At 65.6% G+C, this 25,966-nt stretch carries 20 protein-coding genes; 7 read left to right on the forward strand and 13 right to left on the reverse strand.

From position 1 onward, the window contains the following. Positions 1-54: 54 nt before the first annotated feature. The 4 genes from BSF38_RS08390 to BSF38_RS08405 all read right to left on the reverse strand — a co-directional run bounded on the left by BSF38_RS08390 (position 55) and on the right by BSF38_RS08405 (position 2,615). Positions 55-441, reverse strand: coding sequence for an acyl-CoA thioesterase (locus BSF38_RS08390; RefSeq protein WP_076344695.1), 387 nt, complete (start codon positions 439-441; stop codon positions 55-57). Between the two features lie 37 nt (positions 442-478). After that, entirely contained in the window at positions 479-1,066 is a 588-nt protein-coding gene (locus BSF38_RS08395; RefSeq protein WP_237170801.1) for a phosphatase domain-containing putative toxin, read from the reverse strand. Further along, positions 1,032-1,820 carry a protein-tyrosine phosphatase family protein gene (locus BSF38_RS31960; RefSeq protein WP_237170802.1) on the reverse strand — a complete coding sequence of 263 codons (789 nt, stop codon included), beginning with the start codon at positions 1,818-1,820 and terminating at the stop codon, positions 1,032-1,034. Before BSF38_RS31960 ends, BSF38_RS08395 begins: the two co-directional genes overlap by 35 nt. Before the next feature lie 108 nt (positions 1,821-1,928). Beyond that, positions 1,929-2,615 carry an MBL fold metallo-hydrolase gene (locus BSF38_RS08405; protein WP_076344701.1) on the reverse strand — a complete coding sequence of 229 codons (687 nt, stop codon included), beginning with the start codon at positions 2,613-2,615 and terminating at the stop codon, positions 1,929-1,931. A 289-nt stretch (positions 2,616-2,904) separates the two neighbouring features. On the opposite strand from BSF38_RS08405, the gene BSF38_RS08410 reads away from it, so the two are divergent. Further along, the gene (locus BSF38_RS08410; protein WP_145952024.1) at positions 2,905-4,287 is read left to right on the forward strand and encodes a glycosyltransferase family 39 protein; all 1,383 of its coding nucleotides are present in this window, start codon (positions 2,905-2,907) and stop codon (positions 4,285-4,287) included. Here the strand turns inward: BSF38_RS08410 and BSF38_RS08415 are convergent. After that, entirely contained in the window at positions 4,231-4,704 is a 474-nt protein-coding gene (locus BSF38_RS08415) for a hypothetical protein (RefSeq protein ID WP_076344705.1), read from the reverse strand. The two genes, BSF38_RS08410 and BSF38_RS08415, sit on opposite strands and share 57 nt — an antisense overlap. Positions 4,705-4,817: 113 nt before the next feature. Between BSF38_RS08415 and glpK the strand changes: the two genes are divergently transcribed. Next, positions 4,818-6,323 carry a glycerol kinase GlpK gene (gene glpK / locus BSF38_RS08420; protein ID WP_076344707.1) on the forward strand — a complete coding sequence of 502 codons (1,506 nt, stop codon included), beginning with the start codon at positions 4,818-4,820 and terminating at the stop codon, positions 6,321-6,323. 189 nt (positions 6,324-6,512) lie between these two features. Here glpK and BSF38_RS08425 read toward each other — a convergent pair whose 3' ends face one another. The 4 genes from BSF38_RS08425 to BSF38_RS08440 all read right to left on the reverse strand — a co-directional run bounded on the left by BSF38_RS08425 (position 6,513) and on the right by BSF38_RS08440 (position 11,027). Beyond that, positions 6,513-7,811 (reverse strand): MFS transporter, encoded by a 1,299-nt coding sequence (locus tag BSF38_RS08425; RefSeq protein WP_168189341.1) that lies wholly within the window; start codon positions 7,809-7,811, stop codon positions 6,513-6,515. A gap of 74 nt (positions 7,812-7,885) precedes the next feature. Continuing rightward, on the reverse strand, positions 7,886-8,659 hold the full coding sequence (locus BSF38_RS08430; protein WP_083712796.1) for a heparin lyase I family protein: 774 nt from the start codon (positions 8,657-8,659) through the stop codon (positions 7,886-7,888). Positions 8,660-8,668: 9 nt separating this feature from the next. After that, positions 8,669-9,706 (reverse strand): DUF1559 domain-containing protein, encoded by a 1,038-nt coding sequence (locus BSF38_RS08435; RefSeq protein ID WP_076344713.1) that lies wholly within the window; start codon positions 9,704-9,706, stop codon positions 8,669-8,671. Further along, positions 9,690-11,027 carry a PQQ-dependent sugar dehydrogenase gene (locus BSF38_RS08440; protein ID WP_076344715.1) on the reverse strand — a complete coding sequence of 446 codons (1,338 nt, stop codon included), beginning with the start codon at positions 11,025-11,027 and terminating at the stop codon, positions 9,690-9,692. The genes BSF38_RS08435 and BSF38_RS08440 overlap by 17 nt, the downstream gene beginning before the upstream one ends. 584 nt (positions 11,028-11,611) lie before the next feature. Between BSF38_RS08440 and BSF38_RS08445 the strand changes: the two genes are divergently transcribed. Next, positions 11,612-13,579, forward strand: a complete 1,968-nt coding sequence (locus BSF38_RS08445; protein ID WP_145952025.1) for a hypothetical protein — start codon at positions 11,612-11,614, stop codon at positions 13,577-13,579. A 166-nt stretch (positions 13,580-13,745) separates the two neighbouring features. Here the strand turns inward: BSF38_RS08445 and ppdK are convergent, their stop codons facing one another. Together ppdK and BSF38_RS08455 are read right to left on the reverse strand one after the other, a co-directional pair. Next, positions 13,746-16,415, reverse strand: a complete 2,670-nt coding sequence (gene ppdK, locus BSF38_RS08450) for a pyruvate, phosphate dikinase (protein WP_076344719.1) — start codon at positions 16,413-16,415, stop codon at positions 13,746-13,748. 385 nt (positions 16,416-16,800) lie between these two features. Next, on the reverse strand, positions 16,801-17,694 hold the full coding sequence (locus tag BSF38_RS08455) for a DUF3179 domain-containing (seleno)protein (RefSeq protein WP_076344721.1): 894 nt from the start codon (positions 17,692-17,694) through the stop codon (positions 16,801-16,803). A 263-nt stretch (positions 17,695-17,957) separates the two neighbouring features. Here BSF38_RS08455 and BSF38_RS08460 point away from each other — a divergent pair, with 263 nt between their 5' ends. Beyond that, a complete protein-coding gene (locus BSF38_RS08460) occupies positions 17,958-18,671 on the forward strand; it encodes a class I SAM-dependent methyltransferase (protein WP_076344722.1) in 714 nt (237 codons plus the stop codon). 116 nt (positions 18,672-18,787) lie between these two features. Here the strand turns inward: BSF38_RS08460 and fusA are convergent, their stop codons facing one another. Further along, the gene (gene fusA, locus BSF38_RS08465) at positions 18,788-20,872 is read right to left on the reverse strand and encodes an elongation factor G (protein WP_076344723.1); all 2,085 of its coding nucleotides are present in this window, start codon (positions 20,870-20,872) and stop codon (positions 18,788-18,790) included. 656 nt (positions 20,873-21,528) lie between these two features. Between fusA and BSF38_RS08470 the strand changes: the two genes are divergently transcribed. The 3 genes from BSF38_RS08470 (at position 21,529) to BSF38_RS08480 (ending at position 24,285) form a co-directional block, all read left to right on the forward strand. Further along, complete coding sequence (locus BSF38_RS08470; protein ID WP_076344724.1) at positions 21,529-22,308, forward strand: hypothetical protein; 780 nt, start codon at positions 21,529-21,531, stop codon at positions 22,306-22,308. A 235-nt stretch (positions 22,309-22,543) separates the two neighbouring features. Then, a complete protein-coding gene (locus BSF38_RS08475; protein WP_076344726.1) occupies positions 22,544-23,104 on the forward strand; it encodes an HIT family protein in 561 nt (186 codons plus the stop codon). Positions 23,105-23,160: 56 nt separating this feature from the next. Beyond that, complete coding sequence (locus tag BSF38_RS08480; RefSeq protein ID WP_145952026.1) at positions 23,161-24,285, forward strand: PIN/TRAM domain-containing protein; 1,125 nt, start codon at positions 23,161-23,163, stop codon at positions 24,283-24,285. A gap of 156 nt (positions 24,286-24,441) precedes the next feature. On the opposite strand, the gene BSF38_RS08485 is transcribed toward BSF38_RS08480, so the two are convergent. After that, positions 24,442-25,851, reverse strand: coding sequence for an RNA polymerase sigma factor (locus BSF38_RS08485; RefSeq protein ID WP_076344728.1), 1,410 nt, complete (start codon positions 25,849-25,851; stop codon positions 24,442-24,444). Between the last annotated feature and the right edge of the window lie 115 nt (positions 25,852-25,966).

Consider the following 25,966-nt stretch of genomic DNA (forward strand, 5'->3'; position numbering starts at 1 on the left):
TGTGACCCGAAGTCCCCAATACAAGCTCGAAGCGCGAGCGAGTGAATCGCATCCTCATTTGAGCATCTCAGGCAACCCCTGGGGCTTGCCGTCGCGATCGACGCAGGCGAGGGTCGAATGGCCTTCGGCGAGCAGTTCGCCGTCGCGGAAGAGCTGGTAATTGTGGACGATCTTGACGTGCGTCACCCTGGTGACGGTGGTCCGCAAGGTGAGCAGATCGTCGTATTGCGCGGGCTTCTTGAACTTGCAACCGATGTCGATGATGACAAGGAAATGCCCGGCGTCCTCGACCTCGCGATAGGTGATCCCGCGCTCGCGAAGCAACTCGGTCCGCCCGATCTCGAAATAGACGAAGTACGTCGCGTGGTGCAGCAGCCCCATGCGGTCGGTTTCGGCGTAGCGGACGCGGATCGACGTGTCGCAACTGACGGTCTGGCTCATCGTGGTTCTCGACTCCTGCTGCGGGATGTGTCGGGCCTCAGCGACGATCGCCGCCGTCGTGCTTGAGCTGGAGCGCCGAGCGTTCCGGCTCGGGCCGGGTGGTGACGATCAACGGGTACGGGTCCCAGGCCCAGCGTTCGCGGTCGGGGTTGCCGGGCTTGTAGCCTTCGGCGGCCCATCGACGGAAGGTTTCGGGCCGATGCACGAGCCGCTGTTCATGCAGCCACGACTCGTACTGATCGAGCGCCTCGGACATGATCTTGCCGTCGCCGAACGGGACGTACAGGTATTCGAGCGCGAGCTGGTTGCGCGCGTCGTCGAGCGACGAGCCGTCGCGGAGCAGTTCGGCGAAGGCCGAGACGAGGCCGGTTCGTTCCGAGCCCCAGGCGCAGTGGATCAGGATCGGGTACCGGCTCGAATCGAGGGTCCGGATTAGCGTGTGGAGCTGGGCGCGCGACATCCAGACGCACGACGACAGCGCGACATCGACTTGCGTCGCCCCCGCGGCGATCGTCGCGTCGCGTTCGGCTCGATACCACTCGTGATCGGGGTTCGGCCCGCGCAGGTTGAGCACGGTCTGGATGCGGCGTTCACGAAGGGTCTGTGCTAGCCTCGACGTCGACATCTGAGCCGATCGGAAGATTCGGCCCGGCTGGACCACTCCGAAGTTGTCGTGCGCCTGATTCCAGATGATCCAGGTCGCGGGGAGCACCACCACCAGGCCGATCGCCGCCAGAACTCGTCGCGCTCGCCGTCTGCGCGTGCTTGCCACTACCGACCTCCCAGAAACCAGATTCCTCGCGAGCCGGTGAGAGCGTCGCCTGCACCCGCGCGAATTCCTCGATCAGAAATTGATCGTTGCGATCGACGAGCGCCTCGGGCCGCGCCCACGACAACGTCGACACGGCCTTCCAGGCCTGCTCCGCCGTGTACCCCTCGTGGCGGATCAGGTACGCCGCATGGGCCAGGCTCGTGCGGTGGTGCCCGGCGACGCAGTGGAAGAACACGGGCTGGCGGTCGGGATCGGCCAGCAGGTCGGCCGCGATCGCCATCTGCTCGACCGTGGCGCGCGAGCCGCGCATCGGGATTATGACCCAGTCGATCCCCTGCTCTCGGACGACGCGCGTCTGATCGATGAACTTGTGGTCGGTCGAGTTGATCGCGGTCAGCGTCACGATCGTCTTGATGCCCTCGCGGGCGATGATCCGGCGCAGGGGCGTCGGCCGCTGCCAGGCGCCGCGGACCAGTCGGCCCGGCTGGATCACCTGAACGCGCTTCTCGAGCCACTCGTTACGATACTGGATCACGACCCCGATCGCGGCGACGGCCAGAAGACCGGCCAGGCCGAGCCCGAGGGAGATCAGTCGGCGACGCGCCACGCAGATTCCTTCCTTGCCGGTGACGACCACGTCCGCGCGACGCCTTGAAACGAAAGGCGCCGCACCGGTTTCGCCGGAATTGTAGCGGGACCGCCCGATCGGGCAAGGTCAACCCGCCTCAGACCGCCGGCGGCCGAACCGGGCGACGAACTTGGCGAACCGGCGCGGGTCGCGAAGCGGCGGCCCGTGGCCGAAGCAGATCAAGCGGGGCTCCAAGGCGGCCAGACGCTCGGCCGATCGCCGGTTCTGTTCGGGGTCGAGCGAGAAGATCCGCTCCGGCTCGCGCAACGTCGGATATCCCAGGTAGATGTGCATATTCGCGACGACGTCGCCGATCACGAGAACCCGGTCGTGCTCGCGCCAGAACGAGATGTGGCCGATCGTGTGTCCGGGGGTCTCGACGACCGCGAAGCCGCCGACCTCGTCCCCCTCGCGGAGCCGACGCGCGACCGGGTGCGTCGGGCCGGTCCAGCGCGGGCCGACGGTCCGGCTCAGCCAGTGCGGCGGCATCCGGGCCATGATCAGGCCCTCGGTCTCGGCGGCATCGGCGTCGGCCTCGCCGCACCAGAGGGGCAGGTCGAACCGCTCGCAAATCGCGCGCGTCGCCCCTTGATGGTCGGGGTGGGCGTGCGTCAGCGCGTGGGCCGTCAGTTTCCGTCCCGCCAACTGCCTGAGAATCCGCCGCGTGCCGAGCCGGGTCGCCGCGTCGACCACGACGCCCCCCATCACGTACACGTTGAACCCGAACGGCGGGAAGCCACGCAACAATTCGAGGTCGTCGGCCAGTCGGATCATGGTTGACTTCGTGGAAAAAGCCGGAAAACTGCCCCGCTTACCTCCCAACGAGCCTAACCGACACGCTCCACATTGACCACCAAGGCGTTCTCGATCATGATCGCGCGGGTGCCACGGGTTCGGCTCGTTCGAACCCGCCTCGAAGATGCGAAGTCGTCTGGATCATGCACTCGCTGGCGCTTCGGGCTTGTACTCGGCAGCCGCAAAGGAGCAAGTACAAGCCCGAAGCGCCAGCGAGTGCATTCCTCCCGTTAGCGAGTGACTCGCCTTGATGCGAAAGGTGTCGACCATGGTCGGAAGGAGTCGCTGGATCGCCTTGGGCCTCGTCGTCGCGGCCGTTCTGGTCCGTGTCGCGGCGGTGCTGGTGCTTCAGAGCCATCATGTGCCGAGGTCGACTTTCGAGCACGGCGAAATCGCCGCGTCGATCGTCGCCGGGCGCGGGTTCTCGATGCAGTTCCTCGGCGCGGAAGGCCCGACCTCGCAGCAGGCGCCTGTCTATCCGGCGATCGTCGCTCTGGCCTACGCGGCGGGAGGCGTCGAGCAGCCGCGCGCGCTCTTGATGCTCGAACTCGGCCAGGCCCTGCTCGGCGGCTTGCTCGTGCTGGGCGTGCTTCGCCTGACGAGCCGGGTCGTCCCTGACTGTCCCGCGGCGGCGTGGACGGCCGGCGCGATCGCCGCGTTTCATCCGACGCTCGTTTATGCCACGACGTACGTCCAGGTGGCCGCGCTGGCGGCCACGCTCGTCGTCTGGATTCTCGTCTGGGCCGCCCGGACCGCCGAGTCGCGGTCGATCCGCGACGCCGCGATCGTCGGGGCGCTCCTGGCCCTCGCCGCGCTGACCGACCCCATCCTCGGCCTCGTCGGAGCGGGCGTTCTGGTCGCGATCGCCGCTGGAAGCATGGAACGGCGGCGGGCCGTCGGCCTGGCGGCGGTCGTCGCGCTGACGTCGGCGATCGGGATCGCCCCTTGGGTGGTCCGCAACGCGATCGTCCACGGCGAGTTCGTGCCGATCAAGAGCACGTTTGGTTATGCGTTCTGGCAAGGCAACTGCGCGATCAGCGAGGGGACCGACAAGGTGGTCCGCGCATCGGTCGACCGGATCTTCGAGGCTCCCGGCGCGACGGCCGATCTGTCATCGCTGAACGCGACGATGTGGAGGGCGCGGCACGAAGCGGGCTACATCGACGACATCGCGATGTCGAATGAGTTCAAGCGGCACCTCGGGACGCTGTCGGAGCCGGAGCGGTCGGGGGTGCTGCTCCGCATGGCGACGGCGGAGATCAAGGCGAATCCGCTGCGGTACTTGCAGCTCTGCCTCCGCCGGCTCCAGTACTTCTGGCTGTTCGACGAGACCAACCCGAAGACGCGCGTGTGGATCTATCGCGTCAGCCACCTCGGGCTGACGGCCTTGGCCCTCGCGGGATTGATGCTCGCCGCGCCTACCGCCCGGCGACGGCTCGCGCCGACGATCGCGACGGCGGCCGTCCTGAGCGTCTTCCACGCGCTGACGATCGTCTCGGCCCGGTTCCACATCCCGATCGAGCCGCTGATGGCGGTGTGGGCGGGCGCGGGCGTCTCCGGCCTGCGCGCGCCGCATTGGATCAAGGCGATTCGATCAACCGCGACGGCTCACCACGTCGAACGAATCGGGGTCGTAAGCCGGCTTGGATGAATCGAAGTGCGCTTCCGAGTACGACGATAAAGCCGCGGACATCGCCTTGGCGTGGGCGCGATGCTGAAGTACGAAGAGGACCAGGCTGGTCGTCATGGCTCCCATGCTGACCACGAGGGCGCAGCCCCAGGTGATGGCGGTCTGCGCCAGCGAGTCCGGCATGTAGTGGCCCATGTTCATAGTCGCGACCAGAGCGCAGAAGGACGCGAACACCGGAACCCCCGCGCCGATTGCGATCACCGCGCCCGTCCCCGGCGGCGAGATCGCGGGCGGAACGGGCGTGCCGGCGGCGATCGCCTGCATTCGCTCCAGGTGCCGCCACTGCCGCTTCTGGTGGCCTTGCTTGAGCAGCATGATGGTGGGCACCAGGAACAAGGGGAGCGAGATGCCCGCCAACGGAATCAGGATGTGTTCCACTTCGTCTTCCTCTTGAAAATCGCTTGCCGGCGGGCGATTTCGCACCCGCCTCGTGTTATCGTGTTGACGGTTCAACGATCCAACCGACCAGGTTCCCGAGAGGAAATCGTCTCATGGCACGCGACCATCTGCTGGTGATCGACCAGGGAACCACGAGCACGCGGGTCATCCTCTACGACACGAAGCTGCAAGCCGTTGGTCAAGCCCAGGTCGAGGTTTTGCCGACCTACCCACGCTCCGGCTGGGTCGAACACGACCCCGAGGCTCTGATTGCCTCGGTCGGGTCGCAAGTGACGACGGCCCTTCTGAACGCCCGCGTCCGGGCCGAGCAGATCGCGGCGATCGGGATCACCAACCAGCGCGAGACGACCATTGTCTGGGACCGCGAAACCGGCCGCGCGATCGCCCCGGCCCTGGTCTGGCAAGACCGCCGCACGGCCGACGCCTGCAACCGGCTGCGCGACAAGAAGGAATGGATCTCAAAGGCCACCGGCCTGGTGATCGACCCCTATTTCTCGGCCACGAAGATCGCCTGGCTGCTCGACAACGTCCCCGGCGCCCGACGCCGGGCCGAGGCCGGCGAGCTGGCCGCGGGCACCGTCGACACCCTCGTCATCCGCCACCTCACCAGCGGCGAACACCTGACGGATTCGACCAACGCCTCGCGAACCTTGCTCATGGACCTGGCGACCGACGAATGGTCCGAGGAACTCTGTAACGTCTTCGGCGTTCCGATCGGATTATTGGCCGAAATCCGCCCCAGCACCGGCGATTTCGGCGCGACCAGGGGCCTCGACTACCTGCCCGACGGCATCCCCATCCGGGGCGTCGCCGGCGACCAGCAGGCGTCGCTCGTGGGCCAGGGATGCTTGCACGACGGCCAGGCCAAATGCACGTACGGCACCGGCGCCTTCCTGCTGGCCCACACCGGAGGCCGGATCGTCCGCTCGCAGCGCGGGCTGATCACCACGAGGGCCGCGTCGGTCGGCGAGGAGCCGCCGCAATACGCGCTCGAAGGGAGCGTGTTCATCGCCGGCGCGGCCGTCCAGTGGTTTCGCGACGGCCTCAAGGCGATCGGCTCGGCGGCCGAGATCGGCGATCTGGCCCTTCGGGGAGATCCCGACTGCGAGGTCGTCTTCGTGCCGGCTCTCACCGGGTTGGGCGCCCCGCACTGGGAGCCCTCGGCCCGAGGAACGATCTTCGGCTTGACCCGCGCCACCAGCATGGCCGACATCGCCCACGCCGTGCTCGAAGGGGTCGCGTTCCAGATCGGCGACCTGATCACGGCTATCGAGGACGACCTCGGCGACTCCCTGAAGCGACTCCGCGTCGACGGCGGCATGTCCCGATCCGACCCCTTCTTGCAGTTCCAGGCGGACGTCCTCGGCCAGCCGATCGACCGCAGCCCGCAGGTCGAATCGACCGCGCTCGGCGCCGCCCTCCTGGCCGGCGTCGGAATCGGCCTCTGGCCCGACCGCGAGGCGGCCGTCGCCTTGCTCCAATCCGGCGGCCGCACCTTCGAGCCCGCTCGCGGCTACGAGTGGCGCGCCCGCGCCCTCGAACGCTGGCGCCGCGCCGTCGAGACGACCATGGGACATTACCGCAAAGAGCGCCGCTGACGGGACCTGATCAAACAACACACATCACAATCACATGTCCGACTGCGGCGAACCCTCGGAATACAAGCCCGAAGCGCCAGCGAGTGCATTTCCCCGATCTACCGAGAATGCACTCGCTGGCGCTTCGGGCTTGTATCCGGACCCGCCCCCCCATTTCCACATGGTGGTTTGTATCTCTGTGGCGGCCGATCACGCGGCTTCCGGGGTGGTCTCGTCAAGCATTGAATGAACTGAATCCTTGTTCGCCCTCGCCGACTCCCGCGTCGGGCGGACGCGGCCGGCGAGGTAGATGCTGAGCGCGGTGAACGCTACGGCCAGAATCCCGACGCGGCCGAAGTGCAGCAAAACGCCGTCGGCTTGTTTGACCAGGATCAGACCGCCGAGGTAGGCGCCGAGGCCCGACGCCAGGTGTTGCACGGCCGAATTGGCGCTCATGAAGCCGCCTCGCTGCGACCGCTCAACGCTGCCGGTGATCATCGCCAGCGCCGCGACCATGCGGCCGGCGTTGCTCAGCATCAGCGCGCCCACCAGGCCGACCGACACGGCCAGCGGGACGACGCCGAGGTTGCTCACCACGAGCATCAACGTCGCCGAGACCGTCGCCACGATCCGGTAGACCGGCAGCTTGCCGAAGCGGTCGGCCAGCCGTCCGATCAAGGGCGCGCCCACGAGCGTCAGCGCCCCGCCGGTCACGAAAACCCAGGGGAGCTGCTCCTCCAGCACCCCCGCGTTGGCGACGAGGTAGACGCTGATGTAGGGGATCATCGAGAAGCTGCCGAGCATCAGCGCGGTCGTCAGGGCGAAGGCGCGAAGGTGGCCGACGTGGCCGAACGTCGCGGCGATCTTCCGCAACGGATGCGCGTGAGCCGCGCCGTGAAGGTGCTCGCGCAACGGCGGCAAGGTCCGGAGGGCCACGAAGAAGATCGGCACGGCCAGGGCCGCCAGGACCAGGAACGGCGTCTGCCAGCCGTACTTCGTCCCCAGCCACAGCCCGACCGGAACGCCGACGACCGACGCCACGGCGAACGCCGACATCAAGATCCCCGTCGCCCTCCCCCGGCGCTCCTCGGGGAACACGTCGCCGACGATCGCCAGCGACATCCCACCCAAAATTCCGCCGAACGCCCCCGTCACCACGCGAGCCGCCAGCAACGTCCCGTACGACCAGGCGAGCCCGCAGAGCAACGTGCCCAGCACGAACCCCGCGAACAGGCTCAGGAACGCCGTCTTCCGCCCGAACCGATCGAGCACCGACGATCCCATCAGCCCGGCGATCCCTGCCGCGATCGTGTACGACGAAACGATCAGTCCGAACTGCGCCGGCGTGATCTCCAGAGAGCGCATCAACTGCGGCCCCAACGGCATCACGACCATGAAGTCGACGATGCTCGTGAACTGCACCGACGCCAGCATCAGCAGCAACAGCCGCTCGCGCCGCTGATCCAGAACCCTTTGCGACTTGGTCGATCCTACGTCCTCGATCAGCACGGACATCCTCCCTGACCTGCGATTGACCAATTCGATCTCGCCTATGATTCGTTACTGGTATTCCGGCTTCGCCGTCATTTCGACTTCGCCGTGTTCGGCTTTTGAATCTCGATCTCCTCGAGCGTCGTGGCGCAGAGGATGTCATCAAAATAAATGGTGTCTTCCGACTTGGAATGCGGATCGCGATGAATTCCCGGCTGGGAGAAATAGACGCTCTGCGGCCCCTTCGTCTGCACTTTTTTGTCCAGGACGACCACGCCGTCCCACCAGAGCTTGGCATTCCCCTTGGCCGGATCTTCCGACCAATGAATGTGCATGCCCAACTGGTGCCATCGACCGACGGTGAAATCCCCCTCCCAATGGACGCCCTTCCGGCCCAGGTTGCCGGTGCCGTATTTGATGGACGTGCCCGTCCCGTCGGCCTTGGGTTCCACCCACCACGTCATCACGTTGTTGTAGCGCGGAGGCGGGCTGCCTTCCCAGTAATAGAAATTGTCGCGATCCTTGGGAGGCTCTTTCATGTACATGTAAAACGACACGAAGGTGTCGGACCCCTCCTTGACCGTGACCTTGGGTCCATTGGCCTGGACGCGCAGTTGCCGCGCGTTGAAGACGTCGTCCTCGTGGATCGTGAATCGGCCGGCGTACTTTCCCGAGTGGACGACGTCGGAGTCGACCTCGATATGCCCCGGCTTGATGTTCTTGCTCTTGCCGCTGAATTGACTGAAATCGCCGGTTTCGAAGTCGGCCTTGAAGACGATCTCGGCCGCCGCGGGACCGAGCCGGGGAAACGCGCCCGAGAGCAGAACGGCGACCGCCAGACCCACTTGCCGAACTTTCCGTCTCATATGCGTCCCCTAGAAAGAGTCCGAGACGATCTCTCCTCCCGAGCGTGTGGCCAATCCTCGCCATACCGCGGGGTCGACGGAGTCCTTGGCGAACTGGACGTGGCCGTCGCAGAAGAGGGCGTTCACGCCGCCGGGGTGGAGGCTGCGGGCGGCCTTCCAGCCGGGGTTGTGATAGACGATGCAGTCGTATCGGCTGCTGTTGGGCGGCTCGTGGTGGTTGTACAGCGTGTTGAGGTAGTTGCCGTCCCACCAGTTGGCGCCCTTGTTGAACAACCAGCCGGCCGGAGCGGCGGCGCACGAGGCGTCGTCGAGCAGCGGCCCCGCGACCCGGGCGAAGGCGCGGGCGGGGATCGCCGGGAGCGGCGTGGGGGTCGTCTGGGTGTAGTTCCCGGTCATCCCGAGGAGCTGCTCCGACGCCGCCACGGTGTTGCTCGACCCGTCGGTCGCGTTGCGCAGCGAGAGCGACGGCCCCAGGATGAACATCCCATTCGCGTTCGTGGCGTCGCCGCTCGGAGCGCCGTCACCAGTGCAGAGGACGTAGTTCGTCGGCCCCGAATCGTCGGCCGGCGGCGGGTTGCCGTCGCTCGGGCAGGCGAACGTCCCGACTCGGATCGCCATCGCCGTCGTGTTGACCGGGTGGAACGGCCAGAAGGCCGAGGCCCCGCTCGGCTTGTAGGCGATCGCGAAATCGAAGTTGAACGCGTTGAACAGCGCCGACTGCTCCAGGAACGGCGCGAGCTGCGCGAGCGCGGACCACCGATATTGCAGCGGCGAAGTCGTCGCCGGGATCTTGCCCGTGGGATACAAGAACCCGACCGGAAAGCCGCCGAGCGCGTCGTGGTAGTTATGCAAAGCGATCCCGATCTGCTTGAGGTTGTTCACGCACTGCGCGCGACGGGCGGCCTCGCGCGCCGACTGCACGGCGGGCAGCAAGAGCGCGATCAAGACCGCGATGATGGCGATCACGACGAGGAGTTCGATCAATGTGAACCCGCTCGTCGCGACCGTCGCGTGACCTCTGCGTTGAGGGTCACTTCTTACCGACATGGGCGACTCTCCAGACGGTCCCCGACCCGTCGTCGGTGACGAGGAGCGAGCCGTCGGCGGCCGTGGCGACGCCCACCGGCCGTCCCCAGACGTCCCCCTTGGGCGTCACGAAGCCCACCATGAAATCCTCGTACTCGCCCGTCGCCCTGCCGTTGACGACCGGGACGCGGATCACCTTGTAGCCGGTGCGGCGGGCGCGGTTCCAGGAGCCGTGCTCGGCGGCGAAGATGTGATCGTGGTACTCGGCGGGGAACTTGTCGCCGTCGTAGAACGTCAGGTCGAGCGACGCCGAGTGCGACTGAAGCAGCACGTCGGGGACGATGGTCCTCCCCTTCAGCTCGGCATGCTTCCCCTTGTGGCGGGGGTCCTGGTGGTCGCCGATGTAGTACCAGGGCCAGCCGTAGAAGCCGCCCTCCTCGACGTGCGTGATGTAGTCGGGGACCAGGTGATCGCCCAGGCCGTCGCGCTCATTGACCGACGTCCAGAGCTGGCCGGTGTGGGGATGCCTGGCCAACCCCACGGGATTGCGGATGCCGGTGGCGTAGGGCCGTTCGTTCTTGCCGTCGGGGTCGAAGGCGAGGATGTCGGCCCGGCGAATCTCGGACTTGTCGTCGTCGACGTTCGACCGCGAGCCGACCGACACGAAGAGGATCTTGCCGTCGCTCGAAAATTCGAGGTCGCGCGTCCAGTGGCCGCCGCCGCCGACGCGCTCGTTGCCGCTGGGGACGTCCTTGACGATCGTCTCGGCCGGGCCGGTCGCCTTGACGTCGCCGTTCGCGTAGGGGAACCGGACGACCGAATCAGTGTTGCCGACGTACACGAACTTCGGATCGGGGCCGGGCGGGTAGAAGGCGATGCCGAACGGACGGGAGAGACCCGTGGCGAAAACCTCGTTGACCGCGGGCTTGCCGTCGCCGTCCTTGTCGCGAAGCACGCGAATGCGCCCGGCGCTGCTCTCGCTCAGGAACGCGTCGCCGTTGGGGGCGCGGACGATCACCCGGGGCTCTCTCAGTCCAGTCGCGAACTCGGTGACCTCGAAGCCTTCGGGGACCTTGGGCCAGGCGCCTTCGGGCCGCTTGATCATGCGGGCGCCGTTCTGCGCGGAAGGCGTGTCGAATGGGGCGGCCAGGTCGTCGAGTGTGATCAGCCGGCGAACGCCCGGAGCGTCGGTCGTCCAGTCGCCGAGCGCGTCCTTGCCCTTGAGGACCGATCGGGCCGGCGGCGCTTCATCGGCGGCCTCGGCGCGGGTCGATCCGTCGTACGGAAGGAAGGCCAGGCAACCCGCGGCGATCAGCAACGAGCCTCTCTGTCGTGTCGTCATCTCGTCTTCCCATCGAAGGTGCGATGTCCAGAATCCACGCGTCGAGTTTACCGAACTTCCGCGATGTCGACCGCACCTTTGATCCGCCGGAGATGAAATCAGAAAGGCTCCGGATGGATTTCGAGTCGACTGACGATACGCGCTCGCCAAGCGTGGGACCGACTCCAGATTGCAGCCGGAGTCTGCAACCCGAATGTCACATGGACTCTGCCGAAACGGCGGAAGTGGATGGGACGCTCCGCAGCCCCGTCTACCCATTCGCCCTATCCTGGCCGGCGATCCTGAACCACGTTGCTGCTATGATTCATCAAATCCCACTCGCTTGACACGAGAGAAACTCACGATTCTACTCATTCCATAGTCATGAGAGGCCGAGCGCCACGCCGAGCGGGGACGCCCGGAGAGTCCGCAATCGAGAACGTCGACGAAACCTGGCGGGCCGTTCCCGGACCGGGTCCTCCCGTTCCGAAACCGCAACAGGTTGAGGCTCAACGAAGATGACGGGAACGAACTTGAGTCGGCGCCGCCGAGACGCCAGGGAGAACCGACGGTCTCTGCGACGTCTCACGCCGACGTTCGAGGTCATGGAAGCGAGGGAAATGCTCTCGGGCGTCCCGGCCATGCCCAACGGGCCCCAATACAACTTTGGCACCAGTTGGCAGGAGATGTCCACCACGAGCGAGCCAACTCTGAGCAACGTCACCGCGATCGCGATGGGCACGGACAGCTCGGTCTGGGTGGGCCTGGGTCAGCAGTCCCAGCAGGAGGTCGACCGGTATGACGCGGTGAAGGGGGTCTGGAGCCCCGTCTGGACGGCCCCCCAGCCGGTCGTCTCGATCGCCGCGGGGCCCGTCGTCAAGAATCCAACAGGGGGCACGCTTCGCGTCTGCTGGGTCGTCACGAAGGGGCCGGGGGCGGCCACCCAGATCAACCTCCTGCTCCAGTCCGGCGCCCAGGTCAAGGTGCTATCCGTTCCGGGCCTTCCGGGCAACGCCCCGGTGGCGCAGGTCGCCGCGGGCGCCGGCGCGGGCCGCTATGGCACCCTCTGGGCCCTCAACGCTTCGGGCGTCCCCTTCGTGTATCATCAGTCAAGCCAGTCCTGGACCCGCATGCCGACCGGCGGAGTGGCGATCACCCAACTGACGGTCGGCTCGGCGACGAACGTCTGGGCGGTCGGCACGTCCAGCGGCTCGACGATCCCGCAGGCGTACCGCTTCAACGGGACCGGCTTCCAGCGCGACGCCTCGCTCAACCCCGCACAGGGCGTCCGCCTCCTCAGCGCGACGTCCGACGGCACGGTCTGGGCCGTCACGGCGGACAACGTCGTCGAGACCCGCCCGTCCAACCCCGGGACCTGGAACGTCGTCCCTGACGCCTCCCAGCCGGCGGGCGTGGCCGTCGATCTGCTGGCGGCGAGCTCGAAGTACCGCAGCGCCGTGGTCAGCCGGGCCAACGATGACTCCTGGGTGCTGAACTACGGCGTCGCCGACCAGCCGGCGACGGGCTTCCCCTCGATGAACGCGTACCAGACGACGGGTTTCGCCTACATCAACAGCAAGCTTGGCCTCGCCCAAGGCCTGACCATCCGCGACGAGTACACCAACAGCGACTACCTCTCTCAACTCTCAGACGACTTCACGACGATCAGCGGCCTGTCCCGCCCCTCCGGCGTCCCGCAGGTGTACTGGAGCGGGCCGAACGGCATCAAGACCGAGATCTTGCTTGAGATCCGTTGCGTCCAGGGCGTGTACCAGGTCTTCCAGAACATCAACTCCCTGAACCTGAAGATCGAGGCGCAGGCCTCGCTTCAACTCACGACGGTCAAGAACGCGGTCGAGGTTCAGAAGGGCTACGACAATTCCGAGATCGGGATGTTCCTCGGGTCGATGTTCAACGCCGCCGTCTCCGGGATCGCCGCCGCCTTCTCCGGCAGCTATGCGATCGTGGCGGGGGCGATCGCGGCGGGCCTCGAAGAGGCCGTCTCCGATGCGACCGGGGGCGACCCCGACCAGCAGATCAAGTTGAAGTTCAACCAGTTGGACGCCAAGATCGGCGACGTCATCACGGCGGCCAACCTGGCCAACGGCACCTACGAACAGAACATCCTCGCCGACTGGGGGAGGACGTTCGCGGTCGGCGACAACGTCGTCAAGGGCCTCTGGAACTGGCCCGCGGGAACGAGCGCGACCCTCGCCAACCAGACAGTCAACGGCTTCAAGAGTTACATGTTCCAGTCCCTGATGCCGCTGAAGTATTCGATCGTCGCCTTCGATGAGTTCGAGACCCCGTGGTTCTCCCAGCTCGACGTGCCGACTTACGACCAGTACTTCGTCCCCGTGGGAACGTTTAGCAACGGCGTCAAGTATGGCACCCTCTACGTCATCCACGACAAGAATTCCTCGGACGACCTCTTCACGGACCCCGGCCCGTTCCCGACGAAATCCACGCTGGCCATGATCTACGGCGTGATCGGCGGAACGACTGCTCAGGCCCAGGCCGCCCTCTTCACCGGCGCGAACGGCTGGATGCCTGTGACCGTTGTGAACGGCTGAGTTTCCAGGCGATGCGTCGGGCGACCGGGGGCCGGCCCCGCAAGGGCGGCCACGCCGATACCGTCTCTTACCATTTCCCCAGTAACCATCTGCGGCCAACAAAAAAGACCGCCGGCTTGCGCCGGCGGTCTCGCTGGGTGGTTTCCATCAAGACGTAGGTCTTGGGTTACTTGTCGCGCTGGCCGGCGGAGCCGAGGACGGCCTGGGCCGCGGCGAGGCGGGCGATGGGCACGCGGAACGGGGAACACGAGACGTAGTCCATGCCGACGTTGTGGCAGAAAACGACGCTCTCGGGATCGCCGCCGTGCTCGCCGCAGATGCCGACCTTGAGGTGCTCGCCGTGCTTTTCCTTGCGCGCCTTGCGGCCCTTGGCGGTCCCCATCTCGACGAGCTGGCCGACGCCCGCCTGGTCGAGGGTCTGGAACGGGTCGACCGGAAGGATCTTGTTCTCGATGTAGGCCGGCATGAACGAGCCGATGTCGTCGCGGCTGAACCCGAAGGTGAGCTGCGTCAGGTCGTTGGTGCCGAACGAGAAGAACTCGGCCTCTTCAGCGATCTGGTCGGCCGTCAAGGCGGCGCGGGGGATCTCGATCATCGTTCCGATCAGGAACTCGACCTTGGTCCCGGCCTTCTTGAAGACCTCTTCGGCGACGGCCAGGGCCCGCTTCTTGAGGATGCTCAGCTCCTCGACGGTACCGATCAGCGGGATCATGATCTCGGGAAGGACCGACTTGCCCTTCTTCTTGACCTCGATGGCGGCTTCAAGGATCGCCCGGACCTGCATGTCGCCGATCTCGGGGAACTTGATCGGCAGGCGGCAACCGCGAAGGCCGAGCATCGGGTTGGCTTCGTGAAGCTGCTCGACCCGGCGCTTGACCTTCTCGACCGGGATGCCGAGCTGCTTGGCGACTTCGTTCTGGCCGGCGTCGTCGTGCGGCAGGAACTCGTGGAGCGGCGGGTCGAGCAGCCGGATCGTCACCGGCAGTCCGTCCATCGCCTCGAAGATGCCGACGAAGTCCTTCCGCTGGTACGGTTCGAGGGCTTGGAGCGCCTTGACCCGTCCTTCGGTGTCGTCGGCGAGGATCATCTTCCGCATGTCGACGATCCGCTGGCCCTCGAAGAACATGTGCTCGGTGCGGCACAGTCCGATGCCCTCGGCCCCGAACTCGCGGGCCTTGGCGGCGTCGGCCGGGGTGTCGGCGTTGGTGCGGACCTTGAGGGTGCGGGTCTTGTCGGCCCACGACATCAGCTCGGCGAAGTGGCCCGAGATGGTCGGGTCGACGGTCGGCACCTGGCCGATGATGACGTCGCCGGTGGTGCCGTTGATCGTCAGGTAGTCGCCGACCTTGACGACCTTATCGCCGATCGTGATCTGGCCCTTTTTCTCGTCGATCTGGATGGCCTCGCAGCCGACGACGCATGGCTTGCCCCAACCGCGAGCGACGACCGCCGCGTGGCTGGCCTTGCCGCCGGTCTGCGTGAGGATGCCCTTGGCCAGGTGCATGCCGGCCACGTCCTCGGGGCTCGTCTCCTTGCGGACGAGCATAATCGGCTGCTCGGGGTGCTCTTCATGGAAGGCGACGGCCGCATCGGCCGACAGGATCACCTTGCCGCACGCCGCGCCCGGGCTGGCGGCGATGCCGCGAGCCACCGAAGTCACCTTGGCCTTGGGGTCGAGCTGGGGGAGCAGCAGGTGGTTCAGGCTGTCGGCGGCGACCCGCTTGAGGGCCGTCTTCTCGTCAATCAACCCTTCCTTGACCATCTCGACGGCGATCCGCACCGCAGCGCTGCCGGTCCGCTTGCCGGTCCGAGTCTGGAGCATGTAGAGCGTGCCCTCCTCGACCGTGAACTCGACGTCCTGCATTTCCTTGTAATGCTGTTCGAGTTTCTGGCGGATGTCCATCAACTGCTTGTAGACCTTGGGCATCTCCGAATCGAGCTGGGTGATCGGCTCGGGGGTCCGGATGCCGGCCACAACGTCTTCGCCCTGGGCGTTGATGAGGTAGTCGCCGAAGAACTCGTCGGCGCCGGTGTTCGGGTCGCGGGTGAACGCCACCCCGGTGCCGGAGTTGGTGCCCGTGTTGCCGAAGACCATCGCCTGGACGTTGACCGCCGTCCCCTTCAGCTCGCTGATCCGCTCGATCCGGCGGTACTGGACCGCCTTGTTCCCCATCCAGCTATTGAAGACGGCCATGATGGCCTTCCAGAGCTGGTCCTTGGGGTCCTGCGGGAAGCCTTCGCCGACGTGCTTGGAGTAGACGGCCTTGTACCGCTTCACCAGCTCCTTGAGGTCGTCGGCCGTGAGGTCGGTGTCGAGCTTGACCTTCTTCTCTTCCTTCAGCTTCGACAGCTCGTGCTCGAAGGCCTCGTGCTCGACCCCCATCGCCGTCGATCCGAACATGTCGATCAGGCGGCGGTAGCCGTCGTAGGCGAACCGGGCGTTGCCGGTCTTCTTGGCCAGGCCCTCGACCGAGGCGTCGTTGAGGCCCAGGTTGAGGATCGTGTTCATCATGCCCGGCATCGACAGAGCCGCGCCCGAGCGAACGCTCACCAGCAGCGGGTCGTGGGAGTCGCCGAACTTCTTGCCGGACTGGCTCTCGACCAGGTTGAGGGCGGCCTCGACCTGCGGCTTGACCGCCTCGGGGAGCTTCTTGCCCCCTTCGTAGTAGTCGTGGCAGACTTCCGTCGTGATCGTGAAGCCGGGGGGGACGGGAATCCCGATCGAGCTCATCTCCGCGAGGTTCGCACCCTTGCCGCCGAGCAGTTCCTTCATGTCGGAGCGCCCCTCGGCCTTGCCGTCGCCGAAGGAATAGACGTACTTGGGAGTCGTGGACATCGGACTCTAAAACTCCTGGACAGGGCCGGTCAAAAAGGTCAACGGCCCCAGCGAAGGATCAGGGCGGAAGGATCTCGGACCGGCTCGCCCCTCACCCTCAAGGGAAGGCGAAGACGGAAGCCGGCTCCATCCGGCCGATTCGCCGACGCTGGAGGGTCGCTGAACAAGGGGGCGACGGCCCGGGACGAGCCATCCGCCCGCGTCGATCGGCCGCCGGTAACGTTCTTGTTCGTAATACCTTGTCAAATCACAAGTTAACGGCTCGTTCAGCGGCCGTCAAGGCGACAGTGGGTCGAGCCGCTCCAACCCCCGGCCCGGTAAGGAGTTGGCCCCGGGGCCGCCTCGCCGCGGGCCTCCCGGGTTTCGTCCGGCCGGACGTTCGAACTCACTCCGGCGGCATGCCCCGCTTGCGGTCGACCGAACCGATCAGCAGCCGCGCCCCCGGATGGCTGTCGCGCCAGTCGTCCCAGGCCACCGCGCTGACGCGGGTCACGAGCGGCAGCTCCTTGCCCTTGTACTTGCCGGCGAAAGCCACGAGCCCGCGTCCCTCGTCGCTCCAAAGGCTCTCGGTGCCTCGATCGTAGAGGACGTGCCTCCCTTCGAACATGAGGCCGCTCGATCCGAGCGTGATCCGATGCCCCTCCAGTCGCGCGTCGAAAATCGACACCGGCGTCTCCGATTCGTGGAAGGGATCAAGGTGGATCAGGTAAGGCCGGTCCTCGATCACGTCGTTGACGATCAAGACCTTGCCGAGCACGGTCATCGGGTAGGCGCACGAGCAGCCGCCGAGGGCCAACCCGGCCACCCCCGCTCCCCCTGGTATCCGTTCCCAGATCGGCCCGCCGCCGTTCTCGATCATCGGGTAGTCGATCGCCTGCGAAACGTCGCGGCCGATCGGTTCGCTCATCTCCCGACGCTCGAAATCGCCGAGGTGGGCCCGGAACCAGCAGTGCCCCTCCCCCTGCTTCCAGCCCGACCACACGAAGATCGTGTCCCCCTCGACGCGGAACCACGGGTCGGGTTTCGAGGCTTTCGAGACCCGGGGGTAGATGTTCGGGTAGCCGACCACGGCCGTATCCACGGCGCGTCGCTCCTCTTCCCGGAGCGCCTGCCACTCACCCCAGACGATCCGCCCCGTCACGACCAGCGGCAGCCCCACCAGGACGACGACCGCCGCCGCGAGCGAGCAACGGGCCCAGAACCACGTCTGCGACTCCACGGGCGACGGGAGGAAAGACGAGGTGGACGGGGCAGCGGACTGCTCAATGTGTTGATCCATGAGTGCGAATCCCTCCGGAGTCGTTGCGAGCAACCTTCCAGAAGCATCAAGACGTGTGTTGCGCTCTTATGACACAGTCGTCCCCTCGGGTCAATCGGCGACCCGGAATTCCATTCCGAATCGAAACCGAAAGCCCGCAAGTCGACTTCCGAGCTTTACCTGGCGGGACGAGGTCAAGGAATATGAACACCCACGCTGCGGCCGCGGGGCGACTCCAGCATGGCCTCCGTCTTGTAAATCATGGGATGTAATGGGAGGGACGCATGTCGAACGGATGGGACGAGTCGGCGTCGGCATGGATCGCGGACATGGGCGAACGTGGTGATTACGGCCGCGAGTTCGTGCTAGACGCGCCCATGATGGACCGCGTCCGCGCCAAGGAATTCGAGGTCGCGTTGGACGTGGGATGCGGCGAGGGCCGCTTCTGCCGGATGATGCGAGGTTGCGGCATTCAAACGGTAGGCATCGATCCGACGGCCGCGTTGATCGAGCACGCTCGGCGGCGGGACCCGGAGGGCGATTACCGGGTCGGCCAGGCCGAGGCGCTCGACTTCCCGGATCAGACCTTCGACCTCGTCGTCAGTTATCTGACGTTGATCGACATCCCGGACGTCGCGAGGGCGATCGCGGAAATGGCGCGCGTCATGCGGCCCGGCGGGACCTTGTTGATCGCGAACCTCGGCAGCTTCAACACGGCCGCCGTGAACGGGGGTTGGACGCCGGGTGGAGATGGCGAAAAACGCTTCTGCATCGATCATTACCTCACGGAGCGCCCCGAGTGGGTGAGCTGGCGGGGTATTCGAATCCAGAACTGGCACCGGCCGCTCAGCCGCTACATGTCGCTGCTGCTGGAACAGAACCTGAACCTGCGCCACTTCAGCGAGCCCGAACCCGTCGGAGCTGACGCCGCCACGGCGGAACGCTACCGGCGCGTCCCCTGGTTCATGATGATGGAATGGGAGAAACCGAAAGCCTGACCGACCCGGCCCCGACCGTCGTCTCATGGGGGGCGGGAATGCAAAAAGGCCGCCCGGTCGAGTGACGGAGCGGCCTTGGAGTTGGATGCGAGCGGCGGGGAAGGAATCGGAACGGCTCAGCCCTTGGCCTTGGCCTCGGCCTGAACGCGCTTGACGATCTCTTCCTGGAGCGACGCGGGGACCTTCTGGTACTTGAGGAACTCCATGCTGAAGCCCCCCTTGCCCTGGGTCATGCTGCGGAGGTCGTTGGAGTAGCCGAACATCGCGCTCAAGGGGACCTCGGACGAGATGACGGTGTAACCCGAACGGCTCTCGGTGCCGAGGATCACGCCGCGCTTCGAGGAGATCGCGCCGGTGACGGGCCCCTGGAATTCGGTCGGGACCTCGACCTCGACGAGCATGATCGGCTCAAGCAGGACGGGCTCGGACTTGCGGAAGGTCTCGCGGAAGCAGTCGCGAGCGGCGATTTCGAAGGCCATGGTCGACGAGTCGACGTCGTGGTACGAGCCGTCTTCGAGGACCATCTGGACCCCGATGACCTCGTAGCCGGCGATCGGCCCCTTGTGCATCGAGTCGCGGAAGCCCTTCTCGACCGAGGGGATGTACTCGGACGGGATGCGGCCGCCGGTGACCTTGTTTTCGAAGACGAACGGCTCGGGCGCCTGAGGATCGAGCGGGACCAGCTTGCCCACGACGTGAGCGAACTGGCCGGAGCCGCCGGTCTGCTTCTTGTGCTTGTAGTTGAACGGCGTCTCGCGGGTCGGCGACTCGCGGTAGCTCACCTTCGGAGCGCCCACGGTGCAGTCGACCTTGTACTCGCGCCGAATCCGCTCGACGTAGATTTCGAGGTGCAACTCGCCCATGCCGGAGATGATCGTCTCGCTCGTCTCCGGGTCGACGTGGACGCGGAACGTCGGGTCTTCCCGCATGAACCGATTGAGCGCCTTCGACAGTTTGTCGTAGTCGGCCCGCTTGGTGGGGTTGATCGACAGGTCGATGACCGGCTCGGCGGCGAAGATGCTTTCGAGCGATACGTTCGTATCCTCGGCGCAGTAGGTGTCGCCGGTGGCGCACTCGATGCCCATGACGGCGATGATGTCGCCGGCCGTGGCTTCGTTGATGTCTTCCTTCTGGTCGGCGTGGACGCGGAGAATCCGGCTGATCCGGGCCCGCTTCTTCTGCCGCGAGTTGTAGTAGAAGGTGCCCTTGCTGAGCGTCCCCTGGTACACCCGCATGTACGTGACCTGGCCGAACGACTCCTCGACCAGCTTGAACGCCATGGCGACCAGCGGGGCGGACGGGTCGGGGGCCAGGGCGATCTCGGCCATGCCGTCGTCGATGTCCTTGGCGTGGATCTCGCGGTCGAGCGGACTGGGCAGATAGCGGCAGACGGCGTCGAGCAGCTCCTGGACGCCCTTGTTGCGATACGCGGTGCCGACCATGACCGGACAAAGCTGCTGGGCGATCGTCCCTTCCCGGATCGTCTGGTGGATCAGGTCGAGGGGGACTTCCGCTTCCTCAAGCAGCAATTCCATGATCTGGTCGGAGACCATCGAGAGCGCTTCGAGCATCCCCTGGCGGGCGCGATCGGCGGCCTCCACCATGTCGTCGGGAATCGGCTCGTAGCGGACGTCCTCGCCCTTCTCGCCGTCGAAGTAGATGGCGCGGCGCTCGATCAGGTCGACCATCCCCTGGAAGTTCGACTCCAACCCGATCGGCAGTTGGAGCGGAAGCACCGTGAGGCCGAGCTTGGACTCAAGCTGCTGGATCACGTTGACCGGGTTGGCGCCGGTCCGGTCCATCTTGTTGATGAACGCGATCCGAGGGATGTTGTACCGCTTCATCTGGCGATCGACGGTGATCGACTGCGACTGCACGCCGGCGACGGCGCAAAGGACCAGGACGGCGCCGTCGAGCACGCGCAGCGACCGCTCGACCTCGACGGTGAAATCGACGTGCCCGGGCGTGTCGATGATGTTGATCTCGATGTCGTTCCAACGGACCGTGGTGGCCGCCGAGGTGATCGTGATCCCTCGCTCTTTCTCGAGTTCCATGTGATCCATGACCGCGCCTTCACCCTTGACCTCCTTGATCACGTGGGTGCGGCCGGTGTAGAACAACACCCGCTCGGTCAGTGTGGTCTTGCCCGAATCGATGTGGGCCGAGATCCCGATATTCCGCAGGTTTCGCAGGTTTTCCATGGTCCAATCACACTCAACCGGCACCAGAAGGGTGGAACGCCCTCTCGTGGCCAGAAACCACACAACACACTCGTCGAGACGGGAGCCGCCGATCCGTTGTTCCAAAAACGGAGCGCCGGCTTGCCGAGGATAGTCGCCGGGGGAGCATCGAGACGATTGCGGCCGAAGCGCCGGATTTCGATTCCCGATGCGAGGCGCGGGAAGAGCCTAGGGAGGCCTAGCTGATCAAAGTGGAATCATTTTATCAAGCGGCCTTTCCCCGTCAAGGCGCACGCGAATCGCCACAAGTAATATAGCCGATCGGCATATAGAATTGCCAAGCCGTTCCTGGAAAGATCTCGCGAAAGCCCCCCGGCGGCCTCCGGGCCGTTCCCTCGGCGCCGACTTTTCGAACCCAACCTGTCGACGCGACGTAGAAACGCGACTCGCGGCGAGCCGGCGATCGGACTGTTCCCGTCGATTTCAACAAATCTTACGGACTCCATCACAATTACTAGTGGGAATTCGGCGAAAACGGTGTACGATTCACGTCAGGATCGACGAGACCGTTCCGGTCGCCGTTCCCCCTGCCTTCTCAGTTTGATCGCCTTCGACCCTCGAATCGTCTTTCCGCCTCGCCAGCAACCCTCGACCGGGCGCCCTCACCGGCGATTCGCATGACCTCAGCAATCGCGTCCCAGACGTTCCCTCTCTACTCTCCGGCCCGCCACTGGCCCGCCGGAGCGTTCGCCGTCTGGCTGAGGCTGCTGGTCCCTGGCTACACCCAGTGGTCGTGGGGGCAACGCCACCGCGGCCTGGTGATGGGGGGGACCTACGCCTCGGCCCTCGCGACCTCGCTGCTGATCTGGGGGCATCCGTCGAGCTGGTTCTTCCTGGGGGTCGCGGTCGCCTGCCAGACGGCGGCCTGGCTCGACGCTCAACGGCAAGATCCGTTCTCGGGATTCACGCCCACCAGCGTCCTGGCCGCCACCGGCGGCGGCGTCAGCCTGGCGCTGCACGCGCCGCTGTTCATCTTGCTGACCCTGACGGCCTGGCCGGGGCAGCCGGACGACGCCAGCCGCGGAGGCTACCTGGTCAACTGGCTCGCCTATCAAAACAACCTTCCCGCGCCCGGCCACTGGATCTGGCTGCGCGGGTCGGCCTCGCGCGACCACCATCTGGCGCGGGTGGTCGCCGTCGGCGGCCAGGAAGTCGAGTGGACGGGGAAGCGGTGGATGGTCGACGGTGCGAACGTCGAGGTCGAGTCGATGAGAAAGCTGTCTGGCTATCCCGAGGGCTGGAAGTTCCGCGTGCCTGGCAATCATATCGCCATCGATCCCGACATCGACCTCAACGCCGGCAAGACCTCCGCCTCTCTCTATCTCGTCGAGAACGGCCAGATCCTCGGCCGCGTCTGGGCCCGTTACACCCCGTTCTGGGAACGTCGGTTGCTCTGACCATGGACGTCGCCGTTCGGCGGTCGCCGGGGCGGCGGCCTTGAATTCGCCTTAATTCCGCCGAGTCGAGCGAGACAATTCGGGCGCTTCCTTGGTATGATGGGTTCTCCAATCAATCGCGATCGCGGCTTGCGGCGACGGCGCGTTGGCGAGATTTCGGTCCTGGGGTCGTCTCGAATAGTGTCGTCCGCGGGTCGCATGCGGTTGTGCCGGCGGTCGTTCGGAGTCTTCCGTCGTGCTCGATCGAATCTGGGCGCCCTGGCGGGCGCATTACGTCGCGGGCGCGGTCCGGAACCCGACATCGGAGTCCTCGTGCTTTCTCTGCGACGGTCTGGCCAAGGACGACGATCGGGAGAATCTGATCGTCTGGCGCGGGCCCAACTCGGTCGTCGTGCTCAACCGCTATCCTTACAACAACGGCCATTTATTGATCGCCCCGCGGGTCCATCGCGGATCGCTGCACGAACTTGACGGGCCCGACCTCGTCGAGCCGATCCAGACGGTCCGCTGGATGATGACGATCCTCGACCGGATGCTTCGCCCCCAGGGGTACAACGTCGGCCTCAACCAGGGTGGAGCCGCCGGCGCGGGCCTCCCCGGACACCTCCACTGGCACCTCGTTCCACGATGGGACGGGGACACGAATTTCATGCCGATCCTGGCGCAGGCCAAGGTCGTCACCGAAAGCCTCGACGCCTTCCACGACCGCCTCCGCCAGGAGATCGCGGCCGACCTCGAGGTCGGCCTTCACGCTGGATTCATAAATTCTTCTGGCAATTTATCGAAGCCATCTTAATCTTGATTCGTCGGCTTGGTCGGCCCGGCCCTCAAGCGTAACGAGGTGTATCTCTCATGCTGCTCGTCCTGATCCGAGCCACGTTCGTTGTCGTAGCCGCCGGTCTTGGCGCCCGCCTGGCCAAAATCATGGGCGAGAACGACCTCGGCAAACCGTATGTCGTCTTCATCGGCGTCCTCTTGGCCACCCTTGTCGTCGTGGCCGTCGACTCCATGACCCCCCGTAAACGCATCCAGACGATCTCCGCCGTCTACTTTGGCGTTATCGTCGGCATCTTCCTCAGCAATCTGATCAATGACGCCGTCCAGCCGGCGCTCCAGCTTTACATCAATCCCAAGGTCCACATGGCGATCTCCAGCGTCATGATGATCTTCATGTGCTACATCTGCATCTCGACGTTGCTCCAAACCAAGGACGACTTCCGGTTCATCATCCCGTACGTCGAGTTCTCGAAGGAGATCAAGGGGGCGCGGCCACTGGTCCTTGACACCTCGGTTGTGATCGACGGCCGGATCGCCGACGTCGCCGAGACCCGTGTGATCGATCAGCCGATGGTCGTTCCCCGGTTCGTGCTTCAGGAGCTTCAGAGCATCGCCGACAGTTCCGACAAGCTGCGGCGGAATCGCGGCCGGCGCGGGCTCGACATCCTCAATCGGCTCCAGAAGTCGCCGGGCATCGAGGTCCGGATCGATGACGCCGACCTCCCCGAAATGGCGGGGGTCCGCGAGGTCGACCAGCGGCTGGTGATCCTGGCCAAGCACCTTGGCGGCAAGGTCGTCACCAACGACTACAACCTCAACAAGATCGCGCGGCTCCAGGGGGTCGAGGTCATCAACCTCAACGACCTGGCCAACGCCATGAAGCCGATCGTCCTGCCGGGCGAGAACCTCAACGTCAAGCTGATCAAGCGCGGCGAGGAGCCGGGACAGGGGATCGGCTACCTCGACGACGGCACCATGGTCGTCGCCGAACAAGGATCGAGCCACCTCGGAGAGATGGTCCGCCTGACCGTCACCAGCGTCCTCCAGACCAGCGCGGGGCGGATGATCTTCGGCCGGATGGAGCTGCTGCCCCCCTCCAGGCCCAACTCCAGCCCCACCGCCAATTTCGCCAGCGGCCAACCCGGCCCGCACGACAACCCGGCGTCCCACACCCCCGGACGTCCGCAGCAGAACGCCTGAAATGATCCCTGGGAGAACGCGAACAGGTCGCCCGACCTCGCGCTCCAGGAACCAACAACGCCAGAGACCGTCGAACCAAGCCGATCAGGCTGGTCGACGGTCTCTGGCGTTTTCCGAGCCTAATGAGATCATTGCACCTACCGGCATGCGAGTGCCTCATTGCACCCCGGGTTCGTTTCGCGTCCTGGGATTGCGGAGGATCGCCTCAACGAGAAGGGTGGAACGGAAGTAAGGGCTGTTGATCAGCCTCCTGACGATTTCCTCCGGCGCCATCAGTTGATCGGGGCGCGAGCCGACGATCTCCAGGAGTTTCGACAGCTCTTGAGCCGAAGGCATGATGCCGTAATAGCCGCGAAAGAGTCTCAGCACCATCTCCTTGGGGGTGACTTCGGCAAGATCGAATTGGCCTACATAACCGCCGATCGTCAGTACGTCCCAGATGTGCGCCTTCTTGCCGTCTTCCTCTTCGAGTTCCCCGGGCTCCAGCATTCGCTCCCCGGGATTGCGCGCCCCGCCGACTCGGACGCGATCGTTGAGGAGGCGGCTCAGTTTCTGCTCCAGGTCTCGAATCCGGCGTTCCTGATCCTCCGGGGTGGCTGCCGCTCCTCGGTCGGCGGCGCCGCCGGGCGGCGACGTCGCCACCGAGCCGGCGCCGTCCAGGCTCTTTTTCGGGGCCTGGCTCTTTTCCTGGACGACCTCCTGCGCGTGATTCGGTCCCTGCTGCGCCAGCACGGTTACGCCGGCCGTGACGACGGCGATGGAGGCCAGAGCCGCGGAGGCGAGCTTCAACTTCGTGAGCATCATCACTTTGACTCCCTCATCAACAAGGGTCAGGATCGACGTCGGTACAAGTCCCCCCGACGACCCCGCCGCAAGCCGAAGTGCGGCGCGGATCGTCTCCTCCATAAGACCTGCGGGCGCGGCGAGACCGGCCCCGGGCTGGTCCGTGCCCAAGGCTGCGCCGCGGCCTGCCAGGCGGCGTCGGAGCTGTTCGCGTCCTCGCGCCAGCCTGCTCTTGACCGTCCCGACGGGACACCCAAGTTGCTGCGCCGCCTCGTCGTAGGTCCGGCTTTCCAGATCGCAGAGCACGATCGGAATGCGGTAGCGCTCCGGCAGCCGATCGATTGCTTCGTGGAGCGCGTCGGAACGCTCGTCTCGCTCGGCCGCGACTGAACACTGAGCCTTCATTTCGGCCGCCCGCCGCTCGACGCCTCTCCGTCGGTCCGAATCAAGCTTGGAGCGAACCGCGACCCGGCACGCGACCCGGTGGAGCCAGGGCCCCACCGAATCGCGAATCCAGAGTGAGCCCGCCTTGCGCGCTAGAATCAGAAACGTCGCCTGAAAGGCGTCCTGGGCGTCGTGTTCGTCCCGGAGGATGCTTCGGCAAGCGAGCAGGACCATCGGTCCGTGGCGCTCGACCAGCGCGGCGAAAGCGGGTTCAGACGCCTCGCCGCGACGGGTCGTGAACTGATCCAAAAGTTGTCCGTCGGTCAGGCCGGTGATCGAGCCCCCGCTGAACAGCAGACGTAAGTGCTGCTGAATGGATCCGTTCCGGTCGCGCTCCACGTGTCAGCCCCCCTTGACAGCCTGCTTTTCAATATCTTAAAGCAGCGAGGGGGGCCGATTGTTCCAATTTCCTCCGGATTCTCTAGCGCGACGGACGAGGGCGTGCGTGGACCGC

The organism is Paludisphaera borealis, assembly GCF_001956985.1.
GTDB classification, from domain to species: domain Bacteria; phylum Planctomycetota; class Planctomycetia; order Isosphaerales; family Isosphaeraceae; genus Paludisphaera; species Paludisphaera borealis.